Genomic DNA, 25,140 nt, shown 5'->3' on the forward strand with positions numbered 1-25,140 from the left:
TTGTGGCGCCTCGCCCTTTAAGGTTATAGTTGACATGTCAGGCTAAAAAAATCAATATACCTGACATTAGGAGATTCGAATGAGCGACGGTCCGCATAAAAGCTTGCCCCTGCGCCACGGATACCAACGTGTTGCTGCTTGGGCTTATAAGCCCGCCTTTAGCGTAAATCAGATCGGCGAGGCGGCCGAATCTGCGCTGTTGCGCGATGTCGCCATCGAAGTGGCTCCCACAATCAAATCGATTCTGGCCATTGTCGACGGGCAAGACCTTCTAAGCCTTGCATCTACGGTGCATGATCAGCTCGATCGTTTGCGCGTGGACCCGGCAGTCGACACGTTGGCTGCCAACGCTGTCGAGGGGGCTCAAATGGCACTACGAGAAGGATACAGCGGGCTTGTCGCTTTCGAAAAAGGATTGGCTTGTGCTTTGGCTGAACGCCTTGCAGCTGGAGGCCGGGCGATGGAGGAGCACTATCTCGTGAAGGCTGGACCTGGGGCATGTCAGCAGATGCGCCGACGGATGAACGAGACGATCGTGCATATGACGAATAGCGGCACTTTTGACCGCATGGCGAAATCTATCTTGGGCGATCGCTCTGTCAGCGTCGCTCGAACCCCGACTGTCCATGATGGTGTCGATCAAGGTGTGCCGTTTTGACCGCGATACCACTCGATGTTCCCGCAATACGGGTTGCCGTGATCGAGCCAGGGCGTGAGGCCGGCGGGGAGTGGCACTCGGCTGAAATCGGCAAGGCCATCGTTTTCAAGACCGAGGATCTGGATGATTATCGGACGAAGAACTGGGATAGCCGTGTTTACGACGCCATGCTTCTGATCGCCGCTGTTGAATACTGTGACAAGGCGCTCAAGCGGTCGGGCCTTCGTTGGGCGCGGCGCTTTGAGCTTGTCTTACCGGTGCATGATCTGGCTCACTGGCAGAAGCCGGACGTTGCTAGCACGATCGTTGGTGCGTTGAAATTCTTGACTGGTGACGATTGGAACATAACGTTCACCGGTGCATCGGCAGACGTGGAACATGATTTCGGGCGGCAAAGCTTGCTTGAATGGGGGGATCCTGGCCGGACGATAACGCCCTTCAGTGATGGGCTCGATTCGCGAGCCGTATCGGCCATCCTTGGGGCGAGGGGGCGGACTGATAGATTGATACGTGTCCGGGTCGGCTCGAAGGCCGATGACCGCCCGCTCCGTGATCGGAAGAAGGTTCCGTTCTTGAATATTCCCTTCTCCGTCAAGATGCGGCATGTCGGCGGAATCAAAGAGTCTTCCGTCAGGAGCCGCGGGTTCAAATTTACCCTGCTAAGTGCGATCGCAGCATATCTTGTTGGAACGCATGACGTAGCAATGCCCGAAAGCGGGCAGGGTGCTTTGGGTCCGGCTCTTGTCCCGACGAGCCACGGCTATGAAGACTATCGCAACCACCCGCGGTTCCTTCGCAAAATGGAGGAAGTCGTCCAGGCGATATTCCGTTATCCTGTCTGCTTCCGGCTTCCGCAGCTGTGGAAGACGAAAGGACAAACGCTTGCTGCCTTTGCTGAGATCGAGAGCAATCCGGATGAGTGGAACAAGACCCGATCGTGTTGGCAGCAGAGCCGTAATTCCTCGTTTGATGGCGAACGGCGGCATTGTGGAGTTTGTGCAGCCTGCATGTTGCGCAGGCTGAGCTTTCATTCTGCCGGTGTCAGTGAGCCGAAGGAAAACTATATCTGGGAAGACCTCGGGGTCAGTGAATTTGCTGATGGCGCCGTCGGCGGATTCACCAAAGTGACGCGAGCGATGCAACGCTACGGCATTGCCGGAGCATTGCATCTTGATCATCTAGCAGAAATGCGCTCTTCCCCCCTGCATCAGCCGCGCGTCAAGCGAAGCGCCTGGCAGCTTGCAGAGCATCTGCAAATATCGACGGGCGAAGCCGAGGAGCGTCTCTTTGGCTTGCTCGAACAGCATGAAAGAGAATGGAAGGCATTCATGAAGGATCTCGGGCCAAAATCATTCGTCGCCCAATGGCTGGCGTGACCGCTATGAATGAACGTCATGAACAGCTTAATTCGGAGCAACTGGGGGAGAGGCTCCGCATTGCCCGCGAGACCGCCTCGAAGACGCAAGCGGATGCAGCAGCTTTGATTGGCGTGGCGCGCACCACACTGGTTGCTATGGAAAAAGGTGCGCGTCGGGTCAAGATTGGTGAGCTCCAGCAGCTTGCCCGCCTATATGGCACCAGCGCCAATGCGATCTTGCGCAAAGAAGCGGTGCATGTGGAGCTCACCCCAAAATTCCGCAAGCTCGCGGACCACGAAGAAGCATTCGTTTCGAAGGCTGCGGAGCTTATGGCAGATCTTGTTCGTGCCGATGTAGAACTGGAAACGCTTCTTGGCATCCCTCACGTCCGTAACCTGCCCCCGGAGCGCGCGATTCTCGCCGGCGATGTTCGCCAGCAGGCTGAGCAGCATGCCCTCGAGCTTCGACATTGGCTAGGACTTGGTCTTGCTCCAGTTTCTGATATTGGCTCGGTCTTAGAGCTGCAGATGGGCGTGCGTCTATACGTGCGTCGCCTCCCGGCAAAAATTTCGGGGCTCTTTGCGTTTGAAGAAACTGTAGGTGCATGCATTCTCTTGAATTCAAGCCATCCGCTTGATCGGCGCACGCAAACCGCAGCCCATGAACTAGGGCATCTCGTTGCGACGCGGACTCAGCCGGAGGTCAATGAAATCGATGAGCTCGAGAGCTCTCGTGAAGAGAAATATGCGAACGCGTTCGCGCGCGGGTTCCTCACCCCAGCCCAGGCGGTTCGCCAGAAGTTCGAAGAAGTCACGGCTGGTGCATCGAGCCTGACGCGACGCCATGTCATAGTTCTTGCCCACTTCTTCCATGTTTCCCGAGAGGCTATGGTACGGCGGATGGAGGAGCTGCAACTGACCAAACGCGGTACCTGGGACTGGTTTCAGGCTAATGGTAACATAACGGATGATCATGTGAGGCAGGTTCTAGGCGACGCTGCACAGAGCGATCGCATGAAGAACGAAGCCGCTCTGCCGGTCCCGCTCAAGACCGGGCTTATGGCCTACCAAGCAGCAAAGCGCGGTCTGCTGAGCGAGGGCCAAATCGCCCGGATGCTACATCTGGATCGTGTCAAAGTGCGCGACATCCTCAGCGATATTGATACCGAGGAAAGCGGGGGCAATGCGGCAACCTCTATTCTCCGGTAGTGTCTCAGCTCATCTCGTGGTCGACACAAGTGTGATCATTAATCTCAACGCAACCGGACGAGCGGGCGACGTCGTGCGGGCATTCGGTGTGAAGCTACGCGCCTCAACTGTTGTCCGCGACGAACTCCTCGCTGATCGCTTCAGTGGAAGAAATGATGCACAACTTGCCGCAGCACTCGTCGATGAAAAATTGCTCGAGTTTGTCGAGCTCGATGAGCAGGCCGAAGATATCTTCGCGAGTCTGATTAGCGGCAGCGCCGCCGATACGCTGGATGACGGCGAGGCGGCAACCCTCGCGGTCGGAGCTGTATCGGGGCATACGGTTGTGATAGACGAGCGCAAGGCGCTGCGAATTGCGGCCGATCGGTTCGCTGTTATGCAGGTTCTCGCGACCGCAGATATCTTTTGCTCGGAGCGAGTGGTCGCAGCCTTAGGTGCGAAGCAAGTTGGGGATTTGATCTTCAACAGCTTGGCTGGCGCAAGGATGTTCGTTCCGGAGAGACATCACGCTGCGGTGGTTGATTTACTCGGTGCTCGTGCCGCAGAATGCCACAGCCTCCCGGCGGCACTCCGCCAAGCGGCCGGCTTTCTGACGTGACTTTGCTAGGCGTGAGTATAGTGTCCTGACTTAATGATGAGGCAGGCAATGAGGCTTCCGACCCGTCTGGTACCGACACGTCGGCCAGACGCTATAAATCGAAGCCGAGTTGCGATCGCTCCCCGGCGGATTCATCACCGGTCGCCCTCGTCAGCGTCGACAGAGTGACGCCCAGCAACCGCACGGACAGTTTGAAAGGATAGACGGTCGCCAATAGATCGGTCGCAATCCGGAGAACGTCACGACCATCCGCAAACGGTAGGGCGTTTGTCTTGCTTCTCGTCGCTTGAGTGAAATCCGAATACTTCACCCTCACAGTCACGGTTTTGGCGGTAATACCCGATGACTCGCAATAGTCCCAAACCTTGTCGGCAAGCGGCTTCAGCTCGTCTCTGGCGAGCTCAATATTGTCGATATCCTGGATGAACGTGTCTTCCGCGCCGACTGATTTCCGCACCCGATCCGAGCGGACCTGCCGTTCGTCGATGCCCCGGGCGATACCGTAGAAAAAGCTGCCCGACTTCCCGAAGTGCTGCGACAGGAATTGCAGCGATTTCGTTTTCAAGTCCGCCCCAGTTTCGATACCAAGCCTGTGCATTTTCTCAGCAGTAGCTGGACCGACGCCATGAAATTTTTTGACTGCAAGTCCCTCTACGAACGCCGGTCCGCTCTTCGGGGTAATGACAGCCTGCCCGTTTGGCTTGTTGAGATCGGACGCCATCTTCGCAAGGAACTTATTATAGGAAATTCCTGCCGACGCGTTTAGACCGGTGACCGCTTTAATCCTGGCTCGGATGGCCGATGCAATTTCCGTCGCGATCGGCATCTCCTTCAGATTTTCCGTTACATCAAGATAGGCCTCATCGAGTGATAAGGGTTCGACCCGCGACGTGTATTCTTCGAAAATTTCGCGAATTTGTCGGGAGACTTCTCGGTAGACTTCAAAGCGCGGTTTAACGAAAATCAGATCAGGGCATTTACGGGCAGCGGTTACCGATGGCATTGCCGAATGGATACCGAAAACGCGCGCCTCGTAGCTGGCGGTCGTCAACACACCTCGGGCGCCCGGGCCTCCGACAGCGATCGGTTTTCCACGAAGATCAGGATTGTCGCGTTGCTCTACCGATGCGTAAAAGGCATCCATATCGACGTGGATTATTTTTCGAACTTGGCCAGTGCTGTTCATATCACTAATCTACGTCCTGCGCTTATAGAACAAAGCAAGAACATAGCACGACCAGCATGAACTTCAATCTGTCTAATCCGATCAAGACAGATTGAATTGCTCCATCTACGTTAGCCAATTGATACTATTGAATTGTTGATAGAGTCGGGCCGTGTATTTTTCGTCGACGTGATGAGCGAATGCTAGTAGACCGGCAACATGCTTTCGCATGCCTACGATCGAGTCAAAACCTCGGTTTGCCATGTGAAGCTTGACGCCGATCTTGTCGCTGGTGAGGGCGTAAAGATGCGTCTCGAGGTTATTGCGGAATTTTCTGGACAGCTTCGTATGCTCGGTATCGACTACGATTCCGAGGACCAGCTTTCGAGCTCCAGGCGGGACGACTTTCGACTTCAGTTTATTGCTGGCAAAACCTTGCCTCGCGAGGGCCTGTGTGGCGACCGCCATTATTTCAGCAGCCTTCCCTCGTGAGCTTTTCCCATGCACCGAGAAGGTGAGGTCATCCGCGTACCGTGTGTATGTCCAGCCGCGGCTTGAGGCCAAAGCTGTAAGTTCTTCATCAAGGTGGCGGGCGACCAGGTTCGCAAGCATAGGGCTTGATGGCGCTCCCTGCGGCAAGTGGCCGGGGATGTATTTTTCATGTGGTAGGCGCCCATCGTTTCCTGCTCGACCATTGGGAGTTAGCCGTAAAGTTCGCGTGCAGATCCGGGCGAGCTGGAAGGACAGTAGCGCCGTATAACCAAGCGAGCGGAAAACGTAATAGACGTGTCGTTCCCCAATAGTTTCGAAAAAATTGACAATATCGAGTTTCACAAGCCAGCTGCATCCCAAATGTTTATTTGCAGCTTCTACCAAATCACTTTCTGGAGCGAATGCATGGCTCGCTTCATGTGGGTCGATAATGTTCAAAATGTTTTGCGCAATCCACCGCTGAACCCTTTTCAGAGCAGGGGAAGGCACGCAAATGGTTCTATATCTTCTGGTAGGGGCTGTGGTTCCCGGTGTAGCTCGCTTCTTCACCCGGAAAATTCGATAATGGTCGTGGGTCCGTTCCACGAATGAAAGCATCGTTTCAGCGTTAACGTCGGTTAGATGTGCTAAGTGCGACATCGAAAATATAACCGGCAGGTCGCGATTTTTCTTTTTGATTCGCCTTGCTGCCGCTATCGCACGATCGATGACCTGGTCTGGTCGGCCGGCGTTCCTCGCTCCAACACGGAAATTCTGAGAGTCCCAAGGGTGCCGCATCTACCTTCCGCCCCGGACGGGGTGATGCCTGTCGGTTCCAAACGAGCCGGTGACCGAGTGATGTCGCTTGCGACTGGGATCGACAGGCAACAGACTACAATCATCAGCTCTTTCAACGGCGACCGGAAACCCGGCCACCCACGACGATGCGCATACACACATCATCTTGGCCGCTCCGAAGAGCGGCGAACACTAGATGCGAGCACCCTTGGTTCTCTCAGAGACCATGGATAATACGGTTCTTGGTTAGTGGGAACCTCTTTTCCGGGCTGTTCTTTTTTTAGGGAGGACTCCAAGAATGAGTGACCTTTGTCTGTCAATCGGTAGTTCGGTGAGAGAAGGTCAAGTGAACTTGCGAGTTGAAGGGCAGCGTCGACATCTGCTGCGCTAAGGTAAGCGCGCTCCGATAGTTCGAGGCGCGAATCGCGCGAAGCTCGTCCGCGTATCGCCGATAGAACGAGAAGTAATTTAGTCTCTTCCACGCTTTGTGGCGATATCAACTCAAGACCAGCAGCCTCGACGGAGTTTTCGAGATTTTCTTCCTCCGACAGCGGGAGGAAGGCGGCCTTTGCGGATCGGGGTACCGGCCCAGTATAAAGCGCCCGCCATCCGCCACCACTTTGATGTATAATAGCTGGGGTGTTGTTTGGAATACGGTACGTGAAAGCGATCAGGGCACTTGTCCCTGCGAATCCGCCAGCATCCGCGCCACGGCCGGTCGGAGGCCCATAGTTCTGGATCAATTCTCGCCAACGTTTGGCAGGGCCGGCTTCGAAATCTTCAAGCGTTGGCACAGTGTACTCTGCAATAACTTCCGGCCGAGTCCGGTGATTTCGCACTTTCTCAAGCCCGGGTTTTGTAGCCGCCGAGCTGACAACTGCGAACTTGACCCAATTCAGGGACCACCAGGCACGGATTGTTGGGACCCGCCAGAATTTATCAAGCAATGTGGTAACACGAGTGCCCGATCCAATCAGGTCGGTCACGATGGCGATGACGCTCACGTTGCGATTTCGAATAGATTTTGGGCCTGGATGATTAAGGTAACGGCGGCCGTTCCGCTCGACCATCTGTGAAATAACGAACGCTGTCGGCCCCTCGCTGCCGACGCGCGCAGAGCCGCGGCGCGGACTAATTGCTTTGACAGATTTAGGCCCATCAGCTCGTAACCGAAGTCTGCCTTTTTTGTCCGCAGTCTTAGATGACGAGAAAATCGCACTTTCAGCAAACTCTCGTTCGGCGTAGAGCGCAATTGGCCTTCGGCGCAGCGAAAACCCACTATATTGGCGCGCGAATAGTTGCTCAATACCTGCGCGCTGGGAATCGGCGACTTGCTCCCCGTCAAGAAGCAGCAAGGAATCCAGCAGTTCAACGGCTGCGAACTTATCCGGTCCGTCGGCAAATTGGCCTACCCAATTTTGGCCATCTGCGGTTTCAGAGAGGCGCGGGATACGTCGCATCAACGCACCAGAGTCGAAACACTCTTGTGGAAGCCTCTTCCACCTGAAATGGCGCTCCCGGGGTTTTCCGAACGGATCTCAACCTGCATACAAAATACCTCCAGAAGCTGGTAAGCATTCATAGCCTCAACCGTTTCAAGGTTGCAACGGCAGATCTAACATACGCTGTACCGCTACTTAAGTGCGAACAAAAATACGCTCGTCGCCGCGAGAGGGATTCCGGCCACTCGGCGACGTCGAGCGAACCTGGCCTCGCTAGGCATCGGGCAATCCCTTTAGCGCAACATGGGGTTCATGCGTAGAGCGCGCTTCGGCCGCAATGTCACCTTCATCATAGGCTTCGGGGGTGAGGTTCGGAGACGGCTAACCCTGCGTCAGCATCCGGTCGCCTTTCTGCGCAAGGACCTTCCGGCACGCAATATCATGTCCTGTGCAGAGGCGATGAATGCCCGTGATGGGCGCTGGGTTTATACGGCGGGCCTTGTCCTCGTGGGGCAAAAGCCGGGTTCGGCCAAGGGCGTGATGTTTATCACCATCGAGGACGAAACCGGTCCGGCCAATATCGTTGTCTGGCCAACCCTGTTCGAAAAGCGACGACGCATCGTGCTGAGATCCTCAATGATGGCGATCAAGGGCCGGATTCAGCGGGAAGGGGAGGTCGTGCATCTGGTTGCCCAGCAGCTCTTCGACCTGTCAGAGGACTTCGTTGGGCTCGCTGATCGGGATACAGACTTCAAGCTGCCAACCGGGCGCGGCGACGAGTTTGCCCATGGAGGCAGCGGGCCGGATTCACGCGACAGGACGAAGCCGGTCGTCCCGAGAGACCTCTTCGTCCCCGATCTTCATATCGATACGCTGAAGGTGAAAAGCAGGAATTTTCACTGAAAAATGCTTAAAACCGAGCGTGTCGAGCGGAGCGCATACACCCCCAAAATCGCTTCACTTCTCAGGCGTGGAAACTTCGGATACAGCGGCAATAGCTTTCGGCGTTGCTTTCGGAAAAGGGTGAGCTGGAACTGGAAGCGAAGCGAGGCGCGCCTCTGTCTCCGGCGAGACATGGCAGCGCAGGCCTGAGACTGGCCCGATGCCATACCGGCCAAAGTAAGGCCTTATGAGATCGTAGCCACGCTGGTCGCCTGACTGAAAGTGACGGAAAATCCAGTAGGCGATCAAATCCGCCATCTGAATCAGGCGCGATGCCTTTGAATCCAGAAAAAGCGGGACTTCGGCAAAGTTGCGAAGTTGGCCGCTGGCATGCCCCACGTGCTTGAACACATGAGAGAGAGTTTGGATTTTCTCCTCATAATTGCTTTTGTCGAGGATGACCAAGCCGCGCTGGGGGTTCTTTTTCTTATAAAGCGTCTTCAGATAGCCATCAAAACACGAAGCCACCTCCTCGAAGCTGCGAGCCAGAATATCGTTCGGAGAAAAGAGCTTTTTTTCGATGACGCAGGCGTAGACCTTCAACTGCAACTGCTTGTCGGCCAGTAGCGACAAGATATCGACGACGGCTTGAACTCTGTCGTTGGGAGGCACACCTTTCCAGGTACCGTTGCCCGAGCGCATTGGGTTTCCGTGGAACTCAATTTCTCGAGGATTGCTTAAGCTAAAGCGCGCCGCTACAGGATCTATCTGGGCTTCCAGCCAATGCGTTTGGCGCTCGAATATGCTAAAGCCTGCAAGGACAAAGAAGTCGGAGCTTGGATCATGCGAGTGGCCAGACTCGTCGAGATATAGTAGATGCAACGAATCCCCCTGAAACGAAAAAGCGGACCGCATGCGGTCCGCTCCAATTCGGTAAGCCGAGTGAAACAATCGTTCAACGCACCGACGGATCAGCGCTCTCGACTATGCTCAATATATATCGGTTGCGTGTCGGCTTTTCAAGAGGCGGCTCCGCATGGCTCACAGTGGCGAACCCACAGCGTTCGCGGCTTCACGTCGTCTGTGATCCGCCTCCAGCAGTCAAAGGCACCGACTCTGACCTGATGACCGGAGCGAAAAGAAGGTAGCGTCAGGTATCGAGGGCTTCAACAAGATCCGCATCAGCACGATCGTTGTTTGTTGGAAGGCAGGTCTACGAAAAGTTTGTATTTTCAGGTGCTTAAGGAGTTTGGCCAGCTGGTCGTGGGTTCGATTCCTTTCAAGGCGAGGCCTACTCTTTCTATAGCTGACTCGCATCGCATAAACTATCGGCCTGCTTTACAGCGAGCTGGTGGTTCGCCCTCGACACGGGATTTTGGCCTCGGTCAGAAAGCTAGGCTCAAGGCTCCGCCGAGTGGGTGGCCCCGGTTCTGCTAATAGGTGTTTCACGCTAGGAGCAGTTTTATGCTCCCCAGCCGTCACTATTCGAAGCTAAGTGTAGAAACCGCCTTTAATCGCGTGTCAATTTAATCCTCCAAACATGTCATCATCGTTTTCTTTAAGGCCTTCATGAAATGATCAACATGGCCGCGGGTGAAGACGAGCGGCGGGCGGACTTTCAGGACGTTGGCGTGAGGGCCGCTGGCGCTGATGAGGACCCGGCGCTCTCTCAGGCCGTTGACGATGCGTGCTGCAAGTGAGGCAGAGGGCCGTCCGGCGTCCTCGATATCGGCGCCGATGAAAAGCCCCGCGCCACGAATGGCTGCAAGCTGCGGAAAGCGGCTGCTGAGGCTTGCAAGTTCATCGAGGAAATACTCGCCGACATCGCGGCTATGGGTGATCAGATTCTGTTCCTTGATGAAGCGGAGTACCGCCATGCCCGTTGCCGCGGCCACGGGGTTGCCGCCGAACGTGTTGAAATATCGGGCGTTCTTGCCAAAATCGGCAATCACTTCCGGCCTCGCGATGAGCCCCGCGACGGGATAGCCATTGCCCATGGGCTTGCCGATGGTAACGAGATCGGGCACCAGCCCATGCCTCTGAAAACCCCACATGCCTTCTCCCGTCCGTCCGAACCCGGGTTGTACTTCGTCGGCGACGAAGATGCCGCCCGCCTGACGTATCGCGTCGACGGCTGCCTTGAGGAAGCCGGGTTGGCCAGGAATAACGCCGTCGCTTGAAAAGATCGTATCGAGGATCAGCATGGCCGGCTTGATGCCATGTCGTTTGAGGTCGGCGATCGCCGCCTCGACGCCCTCGGCAAACGTTCCGGCCATCCCCTCAGGCGGAAGCGAGGGATCGGGAGCGGGGACCGTGCGGACATGGGCGCCGAGATCGACATTCGGCCCGAGTGAAGGCGAAAATTCCGCCACTGCGCTGGTGACGCCATGATAGGCATGGGCCGTGACGATAATGCCGCTGCCGCCGGTGTAATTGCGGGCGATCCGGACTGCGAGATCGTTGGCCTCGCTGCCGGTGCAGGTGAACATGACCTGGCTGAGTTCATCCGGGCAGGTTGAGGTCAGGGCCTCGGCAAAGGCCAAGACATTTTCGTGGAGATAACGCGTATGCGTATTCAGCGTGGCGGCCTGTCGCGTGGCTGCTTCCAGTACGGCCAGGTTGCTGTGCCCCACCGATGGAACATTGTTATAGGTGTCGAGATAGGCATTTCCCTCGGCGTCATAGAGCCAGACGCCTTCCCCGCGCACGAAATGCAGCGGCCGCTCGTAGAAAAGGCGGTAGGCAGGCCCCAAAACCTTCTCGCGCCGGGTTATCATCGATTGTTCGGCGGCGCTCAGCCGCTCGAAATCGCTGCTGCCGAATGCGTTGGCCATGGTCATGCGAAGTCTCCAAGGTTCTGCCGGAAGAACGCGGCGATTTCTCCGTCGCTATGATTTGCAAGACGGGTAAGCCCGGCAAGTGCGAGCGGATGGTTGCGAAGGATGTAGTCGCGATTTTCTGGATAGAGGCCGGCACGCCATTCCGGAATGATCACCGTCATCGCCAGCCGTGTCCTGAGCAGACAGGGTAGGGCGTCGATTTCGTTCCGTAAAAGCGGGCGCACCGCATGATAGGCGTGCAGCATCGCGCTCATCATTTCCATCCCTCGGTCGTTGCCCGCCTGATAGGACAGCGCGACCGCCAGATCGTTGATGAGTGGCGCCTCGACGAGATCGCCGAAATCGATCACGCCGCTGATAGCCGAAGGGTCGTTCGCCGCGACAAGGATATTATGCGGATTGAAATCGTTGTGAATGACCTGACGGCGTAACTCGCCCATACCGTATGATGTCAGCTGGTCGAAACCGTCCAGCGCGGCCAGAACAAGATCTCTATGACCGGGGTCCACGCAGATTGCCTGCGGTCGAAGGGCGCCGGCATTGTAGATATCCCAAAGCAGGCCTTGAGACGGCACGCCGGCTTTGAAGTCAGCCAGGCCTTGACCGAGAACGGCTAGGCCAGCACCCAGGGCCTGCATCTGTGATCGTGAGCGCGCAACCTTGTGGAGCTGCACGCCATCCAGAAAGGTGAGCATCCTGACCAAGCGCTGCTGGCCTGCGAAACCCAGTCCGATGAGAAAACGGCCGTCGGATTCCGGAATCGCCTTCGGCAGGGGAAGCGGAAGCCGCTTCTCTTCAAGGTGACGGAGCGCATCTGTCTGGAATTGTAAAACGTCTTCACGCTCGGCGGAGTTGGCGATCTTTAGCACGGCCCGCCGGCCATCGGACGTCTCCACCAGAAAAGTTTCGTCTCGCTCGCTCGATAGAACCGTGGCACGCCCGGCGAAGCCGAAATGATCCGCCGCGATGGTCTCCACGCGTTCAAGCGGCGTTCGCTCAAGTTTGGCTGTGAGCATGTTGTTTGACGCAGACTTGGCGGGTGCTTGGGACATAATGATTACCTTTATTGACACCGCAGGGCGGACGATGTTTGAAATTCCCTGCCACGCGAACTGAACCGTGCGTCGCGAGCAACCGGCGAAGGCCGGATGAAAGAGAAGCAATGCCGGCCGCTACCAATCCCGCGCTCACCGAAAGCTCCCGCTCCGTTCTGCGGATTGTCGCCTCCCATGGCCCGATAACCAGGCCGCGGCTCGGCGCGATGCTCAATCTTTCCAAGCCGACGATGACGGCGGTCATGCAGGAACTGGGCGCCCTCGGGCTTGTGGCGCCGATCGGCTCGCAGCAGGGTGCCATGGGGCGTTCGGCGGCGGTTTATGCGCTTGGGCCACAGGCAGGTTATGTCATCGGCATTGATGTTGGCGCGGCGCAGGTTCGCGCCGTGGCGCAGGGGCTCGATGGGGCGCCGCTCGCCACCGCCGAACTCAAGATCGCCAAACAGCACCGGGCAACCAGCGAGGAGGTTGCCGCAACCGTCGATGAAGCCGCCAAAGCGGCAATCCTGGCTGTCGGCAAACGCAGCAAAACCCTGCGCAGCATCGCGGTTGCGGTTCCGCGCATCGTCTCTCGCAATCGCCTCGGGCTCAACCGCCGCAAAGGCCCCGAGACCGTTCTTCAGCAGTTGCGCCGGTCGGTCGATGCGCCGATCCTCCTCGAAAACAATGTCAACTGCGCCGCGTTCGGTGAACTGCACGACGGTGCGGCGCAGGGGCGGGACATCTTCCTTTTTCTGCAGATCGGCGTGCGTATCGGCCTCGGCATCGTGATCGGCGGCAAGCTCTTCCGTGGCTTCAACGGGGCGGCAGGCGAAGCCGGCCGCATGCCGTTTCCCTGGTCTAGCGAACATGTGCCAGCGCGCGAACGGCTCGAACATTATCTCGGCTCCGATGCGTTGATGGAACGGTGCGTGGCCGGATGGCCCGCCGGTGTCAGTGAGCCGCCTGCGACCGCTCGCGAGCTTTTCGACCGTGCACAGAGCGGAGAGCGGGAAGCACTCCACTGGGTAACCAGACATGCGGCCGATATCGGGAGGATGGTTGCGGGCTGCATCGGATTTTTCGACCCTGGTCTTGTGGTTCTGGGCGGCGGTGTCGGGCAAAACCCATTGATGCTGGATGAGGTGCGCCGCGTCGCCCGCGATCTGACCTGGCCAACCGAAATTGCCGTAAGCGGTCTCGGTGCGAACGGCACGGTGCTGGGGGCGACGCGTCTTGCCGCGGAACACGCGCTCGCAGATATCCTCGGCGAAACTCCGGATGCCACTTTGGTTCTGCCGCCCGGCTCCGCTTCGGAAGAAGAGACGGCAGAACAATCTTTCGGATAGGTCAGACCTCCGTGGGCGACCACGGCTTCAGTTTCGTGTCAGTCTGCCGGTAGCGAAAGGTGATGTTCGTCAAACCGGCCGCATCCTGCATGTCGCCGACAATCATCTGCAGGGCGACGATATCGATAATGGCGCCGGCCACCGTATTGGCGACATGAGGTACGGTGATGACAACGAGATTGTCTCGTGAGGCGACATCCGTCCGATTTGTGATCAGCACACTCGGGCAACCGAAGCCTGCCATGTCCTCGGCGATCTTGACCTCGCGGCCGTTGCCGAAGGCGATGACGCCGGTGCGATTATCCTGGGATTCCATCGGTCCGTGCAGATAGTTCAGCGTATCCCATCCGGCGGCAGGGATGCGAACGGCCTCGCGGATCAGCATTGCCCCTTCGCCGGCCGTCGCGAAACCGGGGCCCGCGCCGACGAGATCGATCGAGCTGCAGGGGCCGAGTTTCTCGGCGGCGGTTTTTGCAGCATCCCGGGCGGAAGCCAGGACTTCCGCGACGGTTTCCGGAACACGCTTCCATTCTTCGGAGACTGGTCGATCAGCCAGTTTTTCGCAAAGAAGTCCGATGGCGAGCAACATGCCTGTATAACCTGTCGAACTCGCGCCATTGTCGGAGCCCGATCCACTCGGAACGACCGCGCCGGCAAGCTCGGCAAGTGGATTGTCACTTCCTCTGCAGATGGCGATTTTCGGCGCGTTCGGGCGCATCTGCATCACGTCCGATATTTCGCGGCTTTGGCCGGATGCCGACAGGGCGATGAAAGCACCGGCTGCGCTGTCGAGTGCGCCGTATAGATCTGTTGGGCAATAGGGATAGGAAGCGATGCCCAACTCCCGCAGATAGGCGGCGCCCACCATGGCGGCCTGATAGCTCGCGCCGATCCCTGCAAAACCGACCGTCCGGCCCTGGAAATGCTGCAGGTCGAGCTCGGCTAAAGCGTTGCACACCACATCAAGCCCTTCCGACAGGCTTTCCGGCTGCCGAGCGACGGCATTCCTGTAACCGATACGTTCCATTCGAATATCCCTTGTCTTCAGTGAGATTAGGCGAGGAGGCGTCGCGCCAGCGCGAGCGCTCCGGTAACCGGCGCCGCTCTAAGCAGAGTAATTTTGCTTGCGGGCGAAACCTCGGCCATGGCGTGCTCGAAGGCTTGATAAAGGCCTGGTTGTTCGACAACCACGCCGCCGCCGATGACGACATGGCCAGCATCCGCTCCACGGCCGATCAGGATACCGACGAGCCGGGCGAGCGCTTTCGCGCCGTCTTCGATGACGGCGATTGCCAGCGATGATTTTTGCGCCGCTGCCTCGAAAACCGCATCGGCGTAACCGCCCCAGACGGCGGCACCGCGGGTTTCGTTCAGCAGACGGCCTATCTTGGTCGGGTCGGTCGTATTCAGCTTCGACATCAGGCCGTTGATCAGAGGATCGTTGGTTTTTCCGTGATCGATTGCGTTTCGGACAGCGCGCGCCGCTTCTCGGACCAGGGCCGCCGCACTGCCCTCATCGCCCAATATCCAACCCCAGCCGCCGGCTACCAGCATCTCGTCGTCAGGGCCGCGTGCAACGGCGATCGAGCCGGTGCCGGACACAACGCCCACGCCTGTCTGGAAACCGGCCGCCGGAACAAGTAGCTCGGAATCGTTGACGACCTTGACCCGGCCGGCCAGGATCGCGCTTATGTAAGTCGCCAGTTGCGTACAGTGCCAGCCAGCATTGCAGCCATGAACGCCAAAAGCGACGGCTGCCGGCTCGGCTTTGGCTGTATCGAGGACGAGCGCTGCGAGCGCCGCAGCATCCGCTGCCCAGTCCCAGATGCGCCATTCGGAGCTCGCAACGACAGTGTCAACCACGACATCCTCGCCTTGGCATACGATAATATGCGTCTTTGTTCCCCCGACATCGATGCCGGCAATCAGGCCGTTCTTCACCATAAAACGAGGCGCCTTCCACACAAAACTGCGTCTGAAAAATATAGTTCGGAAGCTTTACAAACTATCTAGTCAAAACGCAAGAACTATGATTTTCTAGCTGTTGTGGACGCCCAAGCGCGAGAAAAAGGGGAGCATAATGAAAATGAGAGCATTCGCAGGGCTGCTGACGGCAGCAACAATTGCCTGGGGGCTTTCAGCTCCCTTTACCTATGCAACCGACATTTCATTCTGGACCTGGCGGCAGGAGGACAAGGCGGCCTATAACGAGCTTTTCGCCGACTTCACCAAGAAGAATCCCGATATCAACGTCAAGTTTCAGTCCTTCCCGGACGAGAACTATCCGACGATTGCCTCCACCGCTCTCGCAGGCGGCAAAGGCGGCGACGTCATTCACACCCACGCCTATGGTTGGCTGGAGCAGTTCGTCAAATCCGGCTATTTCGTAAAGCAGGACGCTTCGAACATGCCGTCGCTTGCCAACATGTCTGCCGACGCGCTGCTGTCCGGTACATACCGCGCCGATAGCCAGGTCTATTCACTGCCCTTCGCGTCGCAGACGCTTGGTCTCTTCATCAACAAGGACGTCTTCGAGAAGGCCGGCCTGAAGGCGCCGACGACCTGGGACGAATTCATTGTCGTGTCGAAGGCTCTGAAAGACAAGGGCGTCATTCCGCTCGCGAACGGGCTCGGCACAAGCTGGTTCAATGAAATGTTCGTGGCGACTTTCACCGGCCCGCTTCTGGGGCAGGAGTTCGTGTCCGACCTGAAGAGCGGCAAGGCGACCTTCAAGGATCCGCGGTATATTGCTGCATTGACCAAGTTGCTTGAACTGCGCGCCTACATGCCAACGGGCTTCGAAGGCATCGACTACAGCACGGCAGGCCAACTCTTCATCAGCGGCCGTGCAGCGATGCTTGCCGGCGGCAGCTTCGACATTTCCACCTACCGGGCACAAAACCCGAAGCTCAAGATGGATTTCATCGCTCCGCCGGCGGCAAAGGTGGGGGACATCCCGCAAGCCACGAAATTCTTCGATGGCGGTTATGCGGTCAATGCCGCATCTCCCAACAAGGAAGCGGCTCTCAAGCTCGTCAACTGGATGGGCACCAAGGAATTCGGCGACAAATTCACTGCATTGCTCGGCAACATCTCGCCGATCAAAGGCGTCGATGTGAAGGACCCGCTGCTGGCTGAAGTCGCCAAGCTGAATGAAACGGCGATGCCCCATATCAACGTGGTCTATTTCCGCTTCGAAAAGCCCACCGGTTCCGAGTTGCTGCAGAGCGGTATTACGAAGATGATGTCGGGCTCGATAACGCCGGAACAGCTCGGCGGCGACGTGACCAACGGTCTTGCCAAGTGGTACAAGCCTTTCCAGGGGAAATAAGATGAATGACGACCGGCGCCGCGCCTTGATTTCCCAGCCGCAGCGCCGGTCGTTGTGGATCCTGTTTCTGCTTCTGCCCGCCATCGTCGTGATGACGCTGTTCGTCGTCTGGCCGCTTCTATCGGCGCTGCGGTTTGCGTTCTACGAGTTCAATGGCCTGTCGCCATCGCAATTCGTCGGACTCGAAAACTTCCGCAAGGTTCTCTTCGAGGAACCGTTCAGCGACTGGACCTATAATGCCTTCTGCCACAACGTGATCGTGTTTTTCGCGCTCATGGTATTTGAAAACGGTACGGCCTTCCTGATCGCCTTCGCGCTCCTGAAGGGTCTCCCGGGGCATCGCATCCATCAGGTCATCATCTTCCTTCCGGTGGTGCTTTCTTCCGTCATCGTCGGATTTCTCTGGAAGCTCTTCCTGCATCCGATGTTCGGTCTCGTGAACGGCGCATTGGCATTGATCGATATCCAGGGGCCGGCCTGGCTGGGGAGCGAAAGTACGGCGCTCGGCAGCATCATCTTCGCCAATATCTGGCACTGGCTCGGATTTCCAACGCTTGTCCTGCTCGCCGGCATGCAGCGTATATCTGCAGAGGTGATCGAGGCGGCCCGTCTCGATGGAGCGGGTGACTATGTCCTGCTGCGCCGGATCATCTGGCCGCTGATCGCGCCCAGCGTGACGATCGTCTGCATCCTGACCTTTATCGGCAGTTTCAACTGGTTCGAGATCCCTTACGTCATGGCCGGGCTCACCGGCTCTCCTGGCGGCTCAACCGATGTGCTCGGTCTTTATTTCTACCGCACGGCTTTCGGCAGCGTATCGAGCGGAATTCAGGACTTCGGGCAGGGAAGTGCCCTTGCGGTTTTAATGTTCCTGTTCGTTGCCGGCTTTTCGTTCGTCGGGTTGCGCTTTCTGCGCCGCCGCGAAATTCAGCTCTAAGCCTCGCCGCCACATCCGGGATCCGATATGAAAAACTCTTCTGAATGGTTCAAGAACGGCTCTATTCAGGCACTGCTGGTCCTGAACGCGCTGATCATGCTCTACCCTCTTGTGGTGATGGTGCTTTCCTCGTTCAAAAAGAACGCAGAAATATTCACGGCGCCTTTCGCGCTTCCGGAAAGCTTCGGCTTCGACAATCTTCAGAAGGTCTGGGATCAGACGAATTTCGTCCGTTACATGCTCAATTCCTTAGGCGTGACGGCCGCTTCCATTGTCCTGATCCTGGTTTTCGGAACGATGGCCGCCTATGCGATCGCACGCTACGAGTTTCGCTGGAGCGGCGCCGTGCTGATGTTCTTCATCAGCGGAATGACCATTCCACTGAAGCTGGCGATCATTCCACTGTTCATTCAGCTTGATACCCTTCATCTCGTCGACACTTATGCCGGCCTCGTGCTGGTTTATGTGGCGATGGGCCTGCCTTCGGCCGTGTTCATCATGACGGGGTTCCTGCGCACGCTACCGAGGGAACTGGAAGAATCCGCCCGCATCGATGGAGCCAACGAACTGCTGATCATGCTGAAGATCATGCTGCCGTTGGCGCGCCCGGCCATGGTCATCGTCGCGATCCAGAATGCCGTCCCGATCTGGAACGATTTCTTCTTCCCGCTGATCCTGATCACTTCAGACGATCTGAAGACCCTGCCGCAGGGGCTGACGGTCTTCATCGGCGAGTTCACAACTGATTGGGGCGTCATGTTCACCGGCCTGACGCTGGCGGCGCTGCCGATCACCCTTCTCTACATCGTGCTCTCCAAGCAGTTCATCGCCGGCATCACCCAGGGCGCCGTCAAGTAATTTTCCATGAGGATCGGATCGCCATGAGCTCCGTGCAAGTCCGCAACGTCAGCAAGAACTATGCCCAGACCAATGTCATCAAGGATGTTTCCGTCGATATTCCGGACGGTGAATTCGTCGTCCTGGTCGGCCCCTCCGGATGCGGAAAATCCACGCTGCTCAGGATGATCGCGGGCCTTGAGGATATCAGCGCCGGTCAGATCGCCATCGGTGGAAACGTCATAAATGATGTCGCCCCCAAATCGCGCGATATCGCCATGGTGTTTCAGAACTACGCGCTTTATCCGCATATGACTGTTCGCGAGAACATGGAATTCGCGCTGCAGCTGAAGAAGGTTTCGAAAGCCGAAATCGACCAGAAAGTCATCCGAGCGGCAGATATTTTGGGGTTGCGGGAGCTTCTGTCCCGGTACCCGAGGCAGCTCTCCGGTGGCCAGCGCCAGCGCGTCGCCATGGGGCGCGCCATCGTCCGGGATCCGAAAGTGTTTCTGTTCGACGAGCCGCTTTCGAACCTCGATGCTAAACTGCGCGTGCAAATGCGCGCCGAGATCAAGGCACTGCATCAGCGGCTGAAGACGACCACCGTCTATGTCACCCACGACCAGGTGGAGGCGATGACGATGGCGGACCGTATCGTGGTGATGCGATCGGGCGTGGTAGAACAGGTGGGCACGCCGCTCGAACTCTACGATAATCCCGCCAATCGCTTCGTCGCACAATTCATCGGCTCGCCGGCGATGAATATCCTTGAAGGCGAAGTTGTCGAAAACGCATTCCGAATGCCTGATGGTGTCCGACTTCCGCTGCCGCCGGCTGCGGATATCGAGGATGGCAGAAAGCTTCATTATGGCATCCGCCCGGAGCATATCGCCCTTGCGGACAGGGGCGTTGCCGGAACGGTGCATCTCGTCGAGCCAACGGGCTCCAGCACCGAAGTGATGGTCACCGTCGGTGTGCAGCAGATTTCCGTCCTTGCACACGAACGGCTGCCGGTCCGTCCCGGACAGCATGTTCACCTGTCCTATGATGTTTCCAAGGTCTGCCTCTTCGACGAGCGCGAACAGCGCGTGCGAATCTAGGAGAATGTGATGGGAAGCAGAAAGAGCGTGATCATCACCGGAGCGGGTTCCGGGATCGGTGCGGCAACGGCGATCACCTTCGCGGCAAACGGCTACGACGTCGCCGTCAATTACAGTCGCAACAGAACGGGGGCAAACGAGATCGTCGAGCAATGCCGCACGGCCGGTGTGGATGCGGTGAGCATCCGTGGAGACATTGCGGAAGACGACGATTGCCGAACGATCGCGGATATGGTGATGTCGCGTTTCGGGCGGATCGATGCGCTTGTCAATAATGCCGGCGTCACCCGACAGGCCCCGGCAGAGGATCTGGAAGCGTCGAATGTCGGGGATTTCGATGCGATTTTCCGCGTCAATGTCGCCGGCACCTATCAGATGATCCGCGCAGCCGCGCCCCATCTTCGGCAGGCCGGTCTTGGCTCGATCGTCAACGTCTCGTCGGACTCGGCGCTGAGCGGGTCGGGCTCATCGCTGGCCTATGCCGCTTCCAAAGGCGCTTTGAACACCATGACGCGAGGCCTGGCGCGCACGCTTTCGCCGGCAATCCGCGTCAACGCGGTCTGTCCCGGATTTGTCGATACGACATGGGCGCTTGCCTGGCACGATGAAGCTTCCTATCGCAGCTTCAAGGCCGAGCTCATTGCAAAAGCGCCTTTGAAGAGCATGCCCGAGGCAACCGACATCGCCGAAGCGATCTTCTGGTTGACCGACAAGGCGCATTGCGTGACTGGGCAATGCATGGTGATCGATAGCGGCGCCGGGCTCGTCGAATAGCCGCGCGCCTTGGGGTAGTTTGCCCGTCGGAAATGCCTACGTGCAGCGGCGGAGTGGGCCTGTGCTTAGAACCAGACTTCGATTGACAAGCAGCGAGACCTCATATTAATTCCATTAGCTGGATTTAATGGAGATGGATATGTCGAGCCGGATTTTGCTCAGGGGCGGAGCTGTTTATAAGGGCTTCGGGAGCGAGGTCATCAAGAATGGCTTCGTCGAGATCGTCGATGGAAAAGTCGCTGCGGTCGGCGCCGTATCGGATCTGACTTCGGCATTCGATGGCGAAGTGATCGATGCCACCGGCAAGACGGTCGTACCCGGCATTATCGACACGCATATGCACGTCTTCCACGAGCCGCAGATGCTGCGCCTTTCGGAAGGTGCTGCGGCCATTTGGGGCGCCAATTATGCCCAGTCGGCTTTGCGTGCCGGCGTCACCACAATGCGCGATCTTGGAGCCCAGAGCGGTGCGGCTTTCGGGCTTAAAAAGGCGCTCAACGAAGGTTATACGGTTGGGCCGCGTTACCTGGTGGCGGGCCGTGCAATCTGCATGACCGGCGGCCATGGCTGGGCCAATCTTTCCGCCGAGGCAGATGGCGAAGACGCCATACGCAAGCTCGCTCGCCAGCAGATCAAACTCGGCGCCGATGTCATCAAGGTCATGGCGAGCGGTGGGGCCGGCACGCCTGGCGAACTGCCGACCGAGGCACAGTTCAGCATGCAGGAAATCCGCGCGGCTGTGGATGTTGCGCACGATTTCGGCAAACCGGTTGCTGCACATGCGCTGGCAACCGAAGGCATCATTCGTGCGGTCGAGGCGGGTGTCGATACGATCGAGCACGGGGTGTTCCTGGATGACAGGGCAATCGAGCTGATGCTCAAGAAGAACGTCGCGCTTTGCCCAACGATCTCGGTTTATCCACGCATCATCAACCGCGGCCCGGCGGGCGGCGAAGCTCCGCTCGTGATGCAGAAATCCGTCGCACTGCTCGGCCCGCATCTGGATAGCCTGCGCAAAGCGGTCGCGGCCGGCGTCCGCATCGTTTTTGGCACGGATGCGACCACCCTCTATAATCCGGTCGGCGATTTCTCCGATGAAATGGATCTGATGGTGAAGGCCGGCATGAGCCCCGTCGAGGTCATTCAATCGGCGACCAGCACGGCTGCGGACATTTGCCGGGTTTCGAACATCGTCGGTACGCTGGAAGCCGGAAAGCTGGCCGATGTCGTCGTCGTCGATGGCGACGCTACAAAGGATATTGCAGCGCTGAGCGCGACGAATATGGTCTTCAAGGACGGGTTGCTCGTCTATCGCAAAGGCGACGGCTATCGCAGCGCCATGCTGACCGCGAAGCCCATCCTGAAGGCCGATCACGCCCTCTAAGGCGATGGGCATCCGATCACGCCGGGAGGAGTTCCGGCGTGATCGTGACGGAGAGTTTCAGCGTCTCGCCGGGTGCAATATGCGCCATTCCCGGCTTCTCCAGCATGTCTCCCGCAAAGCCGATCGGATCTGCATGGCCGAGCAGCGGTTCGATGCAGAGAAAATCGCCGCCCGGCCGCGACCACAGGATAATCCCATCCATCTCCGGAAAATCGACGCGGACCGCCGCGTTGCCGTCCTCGGTGTGGAAGCGAAGGCTGCGGCTTTTCAGCGACAACAGTGCCAGTCCGCCTTTTTCGAACAGCGCTTCGGCAAGCCTCACGGATTTGCCTTCCAGCAGAAGTTCGAACCGGTCAGGTCCGATCAACCGGTCGATCGGGCGTGTATAGTGGATCGGTGCGGCTTCATCGAATGTGAGCAGATGCCGGCCTTTCGGGACACCGGGTACCAGAGGCCAGCGGAAACCGGGATGGAGGCCAAGGCTTGCGGGCAGGGTAATTTGGCCGTCGTTGCGGATTTCGGCGGTGATCTGCAGCGCCGAATCCGACAATCGGTAGCTCATTCGAAGCGTGAAATCGTAGGGGTAGTCTTGCCGTGTTTCCGGGCTGGCGCGAAGTTCGAGCGTGCAATGCTCAACCGTCTGCTCGACGACGGAAAACAGGCTCGTCAGCGCGAAACCATGCATCGGCATCGAATAGGCGGTGCCCCCGATGCGGACGACGTCGTCATTTACCCGACCAATCACTGGAAAGAGCACAGGGCAGGTGCCGTCCCAGATGCCGGCATCTGGCCTCCAAAGAAAATCCGCTCCATCCAGGGCCAGCGTCCGCAATTCAGCCCCGAAGGCAGCTATGCGCGCTGTCATCCGCTCGTTGCGCAGTTCGACCGTCTCCATCTCGCCTCCCTCGATCGGATTTCGGTATGCCCATTATCTTGACGCTTGTTTTAATTGACAAGCTCGATTAAATCCAGATGATAGATTAAATACTGTATTGCGCCGGCATTGTTGATCCGGCGAGCTGGCCGGAGTGCCGATGTCGATTGAAACTTTCATGGCGGAGCAGGGCGACGTGATCGCCAGAACGCTCGAACGGGCGGATGCACCGACATTCTCTCAAGCCGTTTCGGCCTATGATCGCATACTTTTTGTCGGTTCCGGTTCTTCGCTCAATGCGTTGACCATCGTTCGGCCCTGGTTGCAGTCGCTCATCGGTCGGCCGGTTGAGGTCATCAATCCGGCGGGGTTTCTCAGAGATATCGAAACCATCCTCGGCAATCCGCTGATGGTGATCCTGTCGCAGAGCGGCACCAGCAGCACGTCGATCGAAGCGGCCCGGATGGTCAGCGGCAAAGGCTGGCAGGTAGTGGTGATCACCGCCGATCCGGAGAGCCCGATCGGTGCACTCGGCCTACCGATGATCCTGCTGCCGATCGGCGAGGAGCAGATCGGACCGAAGACCAAGGGTTTTACCGCCAGTATCGCAGCCTGTTTTCGGCTTGCCGCGGGCCTTGCGAAACATGATCTGCCGGCGCTGTCAGCACAGTCCATAAACACGACGACTGAAGCGTCGCGCAAGGCTGTTGAGTCGCTGATCGGCGGGCAGGCTCTGCCTTCCTATATCGTCATCACCGGCAGCGGCCGGCATTTCGGCGTGGCTCTGGAAGCCTCGCTGAAGATTGCCGAGATCGCCGGTATCGCGACAGCCGGCTTCGAGCCGGAAGAACTGTTGCACGGCCGGCTGCATGGCACGGATGCAAACAGTCTGGTGATGATGATCGTCGCGGATGAACAGGAGCGCGATCTCGCCTCCCATACTGCCGTCGTGATGGCCGAGCGAGGCGTCAGGGTGGTCCTCCTGAACCTCACGGAAGCGGCAACGCCGTTCGACTGGTTCCAGATCGATGCCGGAGCGATCCGGCCGCTCGATACCATTCTCGCCAGCATTCCCTTTCAGCGGCTCGCGGTGGATCTGGCTTTAAGCCGGGAAATGATTCCGGATGCGATGACCTACCCAGGCCTTTCCAAGGCGCTGGCAATCAAGACTTTCACGCGGTGATGCCGATGCTGATCGGAATAGATATCGGAGGAACCGCGATCAAGGCCGGCGCCGTCGGTGGTGACGGGCGCGTGCTGGTGCGCAGCCAGGTGGCCTTTGACCGCAGCCTTGGCTTCGATGCTTTGATCGGGAGGTTGTCCCAACTCACGCAAGCCTTGCAGAACGAAGCCGGAGAGTCGGCGTCCGCAATCGGCGTCTGCCTGCCGGGTTTTGTCGATCGCCTGACCGGCATGCTGGTGGATGGCGGCGCCAACGTCTCTGCACTTCGCGAGAGGCCGCTGGCAAAATCTCTTTCTGCCGCGACCGGGCTTCCGGTTCACGTCGAGAACGACGGCGTGGCGGCCACTGTGGGCGAAGCGTATTTCGGCGCCGGCCGCGGACTTCGCCGGTTCACGCTGCTGACTATCGGCACCGGTATCGGCGGCGCGGTTTTCATCGACGGGTCGGTGGTGACGGGCTCGCGTGGCGAGCCGCCGGAAATCGGTGCAGTCATGCTGCGCGAGGCGGACGGCTCGATGGCGAATTTCGAGAAACTGGCCTGTGCCGGCGCGTTTCTCGATCGCTATCGCCGTCACTCCGGCAAGGAAATCGAGAACTTGCCTGAGCTGTTCAACGTGCTGGAGAAGGACGAAGCCGCGGTGAAGACGGTCGATGAGATCAGTCAGATCATCGCCCGCGTCTTCGCGCCATTGGTCAATGCCTTGAATCTTGAGGCTTGCATCGTCGGCGGTGGTGTCGCGGCAGCCGGCGAAGCGTTGCTGAAACCGATCCGCGCATATCTGCCTTCGCTCACCTGGCCGATGCTGGCCCGCAACAATCGCGTCCTACAAGCCGCCTGCGGCAATGATGCCGGCCTGCTCGGTGCTGCCTGGCTGGCGCAGAATGCTGCGAAACTGCATGCGGCGGCGCAATAGGCG

22 protein-coding genes and 1 pseudogene are annotated in these 25,140 nt (G+C 58.1%); 14 read left to right on the forward strand and 9 right to left on the reverse strand.

Annotated elements, in window-relative coordinates; translation table 11 throughout:
* Positions 1–79 precede the first annotated feature (79 nt).
* From KX729_RS23035 to KX729_RS23050, 4 genes are read left to right on the forward strand one after another with little or no spacing between them, the layout of a single operon-like run.
* Complete coding sequence (locus KX729_RS23035) at positions 80–658, forward strand: hypothetical protein (protein WP_219744828.1); 579 nt, start codon at positions 80–82, stop codon at positions 656–658.
* Complete coding sequence (locus KX729_RS23040; protein ID WP_219744829.1) at positions 655–2,034, forward strand: 7-cyano-7-deazaguanine synthase; 1,380 nt, start codon at positions 655–657, stop codon at positions 2,032–2,034. The genes KX729_RS23035 and KX729_RS23040 overlap by 4 nt, the downstream gene beginning before the upstream one ends.
* Positions 2,022–3,224, forward strand: coding sequence for an ImmA/IrrE family metallo-endopeptidase (locus tag KX729_RS23045; RefSeq protein ID WP_376776050.1), 1,203 nt, complete (start codon positions 2,022–2,024; stop codon positions 3,222–3,224). Before KX729_RS23040 ends, KX729_RS23045 begins: the two co-directional genes overlap by 13 nt.
* Positions 3,199–3,822, forward strand: coding sequence for a PIN domain-containing protein (locus tag KX729_RS23050; RefSeq protein ID WP_219744830.1), 624 nt, complete (start codon positions 3,199–3,201; stop codon positions 3,820–3,822). The genes KX729_RS23045 and KX729_RS23050 overlap by 26 nt, the downstream gene beginning before the upstream one ends.
* Positions 3,823–3,913: 91 nt before the next feature.
* On the opposite strand, the gene dinB is transcribed toward KX729_RS23050, so the two are convergent.
* The 3 genes from dinB to KX729_RS23065 form a co-directional block, all read right to left on the reverse strand.
* Positions 3,914–5,008, reverse strand: coding sequence for a DNA polymerase IV (gene dinB, locus KX729_RS23055; protein ID WP_219744831.1), 1,095 nt, complete (start codon positions 5,006–5,008; stop codon positions 3,914–3,916).
* A 105-nt stretch (positions 5,009–5,113) separates the two neighbouring features.
* Positions 5,114–6,256, reverse strand: coding sequence for a reverse transcriptase family protein (locus tag KX729_RS23060; RefSeq protein WP_312991761.1), 1,143 nt, complete (start codon positions 6,254–6,256; stop codon positions 5,114–5,116).
* Positions 6,257–6,417: 161 nt separating this feature from the next.
* Positions 6,418–7,716, reverse strand: coding sequence for a phosphoribosyltransferase-like protein (locus tag KX729_RS23065; protein WP_219744833.1), 1,299 nt, complete (start codon positions 7,714–7,716; stop codon positions 6,418–6,420).
* Positions 7,717–8,079: 363 nt separating this feature from the next.
* On the opposite strand from KX729_RS23065, the pseudogene KX729_RS23070 reads away from it, so the two are divergent.
* A pseudogene (locus KX729_RS23070) lies at positions 8,080–8,601 on the forward strand (OB-fold nucleic acid binding domain-containing protein); the annotation flags it as partial.
* Between the two features lie 54 nt (positions 8,602–8,655).
* Here the strand turns inward: KX729_RS23070 and KX729_RS23075 are convergent.
* From KX729_RS23075 to KX729_RS23085, 3 genes are all read right to left on the reverse strand, one after another.
* The gene (locus tag KX729_RS23075) at positions 8,656–9,495 is read right to left on the reverse strand and encodes a DUF3800 domain-containing protein (protein ID WP_219744834.1); all 840 of its coding nucleotides are present in this window, start codon (positions 9,493–9,495) and stop codon (positions 8,656–8,658) included.
* A gap of 611 nt (positions 9,496–10,106) precedes the next feature.
* Positions 10,107–11,420: an aspartate aminotransferase family protein gene (locus KX729_RS23080; protein WP_219744835.1), complete on the reverse strand. Its 1,314-nt coding sequence runs from the start codon at positions 11,418–11,420 to the stop codon at positions 10,107–10,109.
* Entirely contained in the window at positions 11,417–12,472 is a 1,056-nt protein-coding gene (locus tag KX729_RS23085) for a phosphotransferase (RefSeq protein WP_219744836.1), read from the reverse strand. The genes KX729_RS23080 and KX729_RS23085 overlap by 4 nt, the downstream gene beginning before the upstream one ends.
* A 110-nt stretch (positions 12,473–12,582) precedes the next feature.
* On the opposite strand from KX729_RS23085, the gene KX729_RS23090 reads away from it, so the two are divergent.
* On the forward strand, positions 12,583–13,803 hold the full coding sequence (locus tag KX729_RS23090; RefSeq protein WP_219744837.1) for an ROK family transcriptional regulator: 1,221 nt from the start codon (positions 12,583–12,585) through the stop codon (positions 13,801–13,803).
* Position 13,804: 1 nt separating this feature from the next.
* Here KX729_RS23090 and KX729_RS23095 read toward each other — a convergent pair whose 3' ends face one another.
* A complete protein-coding gene (locus tag KX729_RS23095; protein ID WP_219744838.1) occupies positions 13,805–14,830 on the reverse strand; it encodes an SIS domain-containing protein in 1,026 nt (341 codons plus the stop codon).
* 26 nt (positions 14,831–14,856) lie between these two features.
* Positions 14,857–15,747 (reverse strand): BadF/BadG/BcrA/BcrD ATPase family protein, encoded by an 891-nt coding sequence (locus KX729_RS23100; RefSeq protein WP_219744839.1) that lies wholly within the window; start codon positions 15,745–15,747, stop codon positions 14,857–14,859.
* Between the two features lie 136 nt (positions 15,748–15,883).
* Here KX729_RS23100 and KX729_RS23105 point away from each other — a divergent pair, with 136 nt between their 5' ends.
* The 6 genes from KX729_RS23105 to KX729_RS23130 all read left to right on the forward strand — a co-directional run bounded on the left by KX729_RS23105 (position 15,884) and on the right by KX729_RS23130 (position 22,166).
* Complete coding sequence (locus KX729_RS23105; RefSeq protein WP_219744840.1) at positions 15,884–17,134, forward strand: extracellular solute-binding protein; 1,251 nt, start codon at positions 15,884–15,886, stop codon at positions 17,132–17,134.
* 1 nt (position 17,135) lies between these two features.
* Positions 17,136–18,071 (forward strand): carbohydrate ABC transporter permease, encoded by a 936-nt coding sequence (locus KX729_RS23110; RefSeq protein WP_219744841.1) that lies wholly within the window; start codon positions 17,136–17,138, stop codon positions 18,069–18,071.
* A 27-nt stretch (positions 18,072–18,098) separates the two neighbouring features.
* Complete coding sequence (locus tag KX729_RS23115; protein ID WP_219744842.1) at positions 18,099–18,929, forward strand: carbohydrate ABC transporter permease; 831 nt, start codon at positions 18,099–18,101, stop codon at positions 18,927–18,929.
* Between the two features lie 23 nt (positions 18,930–18,952).
* Entirely contained in the window at positions 18,953–20,008 is a 1,056-nt protein-coding gene (locus KX729_RS23120; RefSeq protein WP_219744843.1) for an ABC transporter ATP-binding protein, read from the forward strand.
* Between the two features lie 9 nt (positions 20,009–20,017).
* Positions 20,018–20,782, forward strand: a complete 765-nt coding sequence (locus KX729_RS23125) for an SDR family NAD(P)-dependent oxidoreductase (protein ID WP_219744844.1) — start codon at positions 20,018–20,020, stop codon at positions 20,780–20,782.
* Positions 20,783–20,921: 139 nt separating this feature from the next.
* The gene (locus KX729_RS23130) at positions 20,922–22,166 is read left to right on the forward strand and encodes a metal-dependent hydrolase family protein (protein ID WP_219744845.1); all 1,245 of its coding nucleotides are present in this window, start codon (positions 20,922–20,924) and stop codon (positions 22,164–22,166) included.
* A 16-nt stretch (positions 22,167–22,182) separates the two neighbouring features.
* On the opposite strand, the gene KX729_RS23135 is transcribed toward KX729_RS23130, so the two are convergent.
* Positions 22,183–23,061 carry an aldose 1-epimerase family protein gene (locus tag KX729_RS23135; RefSeq protein WP_219744846.1) on the reverse strand — a complete coding sequence of 293 codons (879 nt, stop codon included), beginning with the start codon at positions 23,059–23,061 and terminating at the stop codon, positions 22,183–22,185.
* A gap of 139 nt (positions 23,062–23,200) precedes the next feature.
* On the opposite strand from KX729_RS23135, the gene KX729_RS23140 reads away from it, so the two are divergent.
* Both KX729_RS23140 and KX729_RS23145 read left to right on the forward strand, forming a co-directional pair.
* Complete coding sequence (locus KX729_RS23140) at positions 23,201–24,223, forward strand: SIS domain-containing protein (RefSeq protein ID WP_219744847.1); 1,023 nt, start codon at positions 23,201–23,203, stop codon at positions 24,221–24,223.
* A 5-nt stretch (positions 24,224–24,228) separates the two neighbouring features.
* On the forward strand, positions 24,229–25,137 hold the full coding sequence (locus KX729_RS23145) for an ROK family protein (RefSeq protein ID WP_219744848.1): 909 nt from the start codon (positions 24,229–24,231) through the stop codon (positions 25,135–25,137).
* Positions 25,138–25,140 lie beyond the last annotated feature (3 nt).

This window comes from Neorhizobium populisoli (assembly GCF_019430945.1).
Classification (GTDB): Bacteria; Pseudomonadota; Alphaproteobacteria; order Rhizobiales; family Rhizobiaceae; genus Neorhizobium; species Neorhizobium populisoli.

What these genes read in the sequence shown, in the direction of transcription:
- KX729_RS23035 (WP_219744828.1), top strand. Translation starts at nt 80, where the DNA reads ATGAGCGACGGTCCGCATAAAAGCTTGCCCCTGCGCCACGGATACCAA.
- KX729_RS23045 (WP_376776050.1), top strand. Translation starts at nt 2,022, where the DNA reads ATGGCTGGCGTGACCGCTATGAATGAACGTCATGAACAGCTTAATTCG.
- KX729_RS23050 (WP_219744830.1), top strand. Translation starts at nt 3,199, where the DNA reads ATGCGGCAACCTCTATTCTCCGGTAGTGTCTCAGCTCATCTCGTGGTC.
- dinB (WP_219744831.1), bottom strand. Translation starts at nt 5,008, where the DNA reads ATGAACAGCACTGGCCAAGTTCGAAAAATAATCCACGTCGATATGGAT.
- KX729_RS23060 (WP_312991761.1), bottom strand. Translation starts at nt 6,256, where the DNA reads ATGCGGCACCCTTGGGACTCTCAGAATTTCCGTGTTGGAGCGAGGAAC.
- KX729_RS23065 (WP_219744833.1), bottom strand. Translation starts at nt 7,716, where the DNA reads ATGCGACGTATCCCGCGCCTCTCTGAAACCGCAGATGGCCAAAATTGG.
- KX729_RS23075 (WP_219744834.1), bottom strand. Translation starts at nt 9,495, where the DNA reads ATGCGGTCCGCTTTTTCGTTTCAGGGGGATTCGTTGCATCTACTATAT.
- KX729_RS23080 (WP_219744835.1), bottom strand. Translation starts at nt 11,420, where the DNA reads ATGACCATGGCCAACGCATTCGGCAGCAGCGATTTCGAGCGGCTGAGC.
- KX729_RS23085 (WP_219744836.1), bottom strand. Translation starts at nt 12,472, where the DNA reads ATGTCCCAAGCACCCGCCAAGTCTGCGTCAAACAACATGCTCACAGCC.
- KX729_RS23090 (WP_219744837.1), top strand. Translation starts at nt 12,583, where the DNA reads ATGCCGGCCGCTACCAATCCCGCGCTCACCGAAAGCTCCCGCTCCGTT.
- KX729_RS23095 (WP_219744838.1), bottom strand. Translation starts at nt 14,830, where the DNA reads ATGGAACGTATCGGTTACAGGAATGCCGTCGCTCGGCAGCCGGAAAGC.
- KX729_RS23100 (WP_219744839.1), bottom strand. Translation starts at nt 15,747, where the DNA reads ATGGTGAAGAACGGCCTGATTGCCGGCATCGATGTCGGGGGAACAAAG.
- KX729_RS23105 (WP_219744840.1), top strand. Translation starts at nt 15,884, where the DNA reads ATGAAAATGAGAGCATTCGCAGGGCTGCTGACGGCAGCAACAATTGCC.
- KX729_RS23110 (WP_219744841.1), top strand. Translation starts at nt 17,136, where the DNA reads ATGAATGACGACCGGCGCCGCGCCTTGATTTCCCAGCCGCAGCGCCGG.
- KX729_RS23115 (WP_219744842.1), top strand. Translation starts at nt 18,099, where the DNA reads ATGAAAAACTCTTCTGAATGGTTCAAGAACGGCTCTATTCAGGCACTG.
- KX729_RS23120 (WP_219744843.1), top strand. Translation starts at nt 18,953, where the DNA reads ATGAGCTCCGTGCAAGTCCGCAACGTCAGCAAGAACTATGCCCAGACC.
- KX729_RS23125 (WP_219744844.1), top strand. Translation starts at nt 20,018, where the DNA reads ATGGGAAGCAGAAAGAGCGTGATCATCACCGGAGCGGGTTCCGGGATC.
- KX729_RS23130 (WP_219744845.1), top strand. Translation starts at nt 20,922, where the DNA reads ATGTCGAGCCGGATTTTGCTCAGGGGCGGAGCTGTTTATAAGGGCTTC.
- KX729_RS23135 (WP_219744846.1), bottom strand. Translation starts at nt 23,061, where the DNA reads ATGGAGACGGTCGAACTGCGCAACGAGCGGATGACAGCGCGCATAGCT.
- KX729_RS23140 (WP_219744847.1), top strand. Translation starts at nt 23,201, where the DNA reads ATGTCGATTGAAACTTTCATGGCGGAGCAGGGCGACGTGATCGCCAGA.
- KX729_RS23145 (WP_219744848.1), top strand. Translation starts at nt 24,229, where the DNA reads ATGCTGATCGGAATAGATATCGGAGGAACCGCGATCAAGGCCGGCGCC.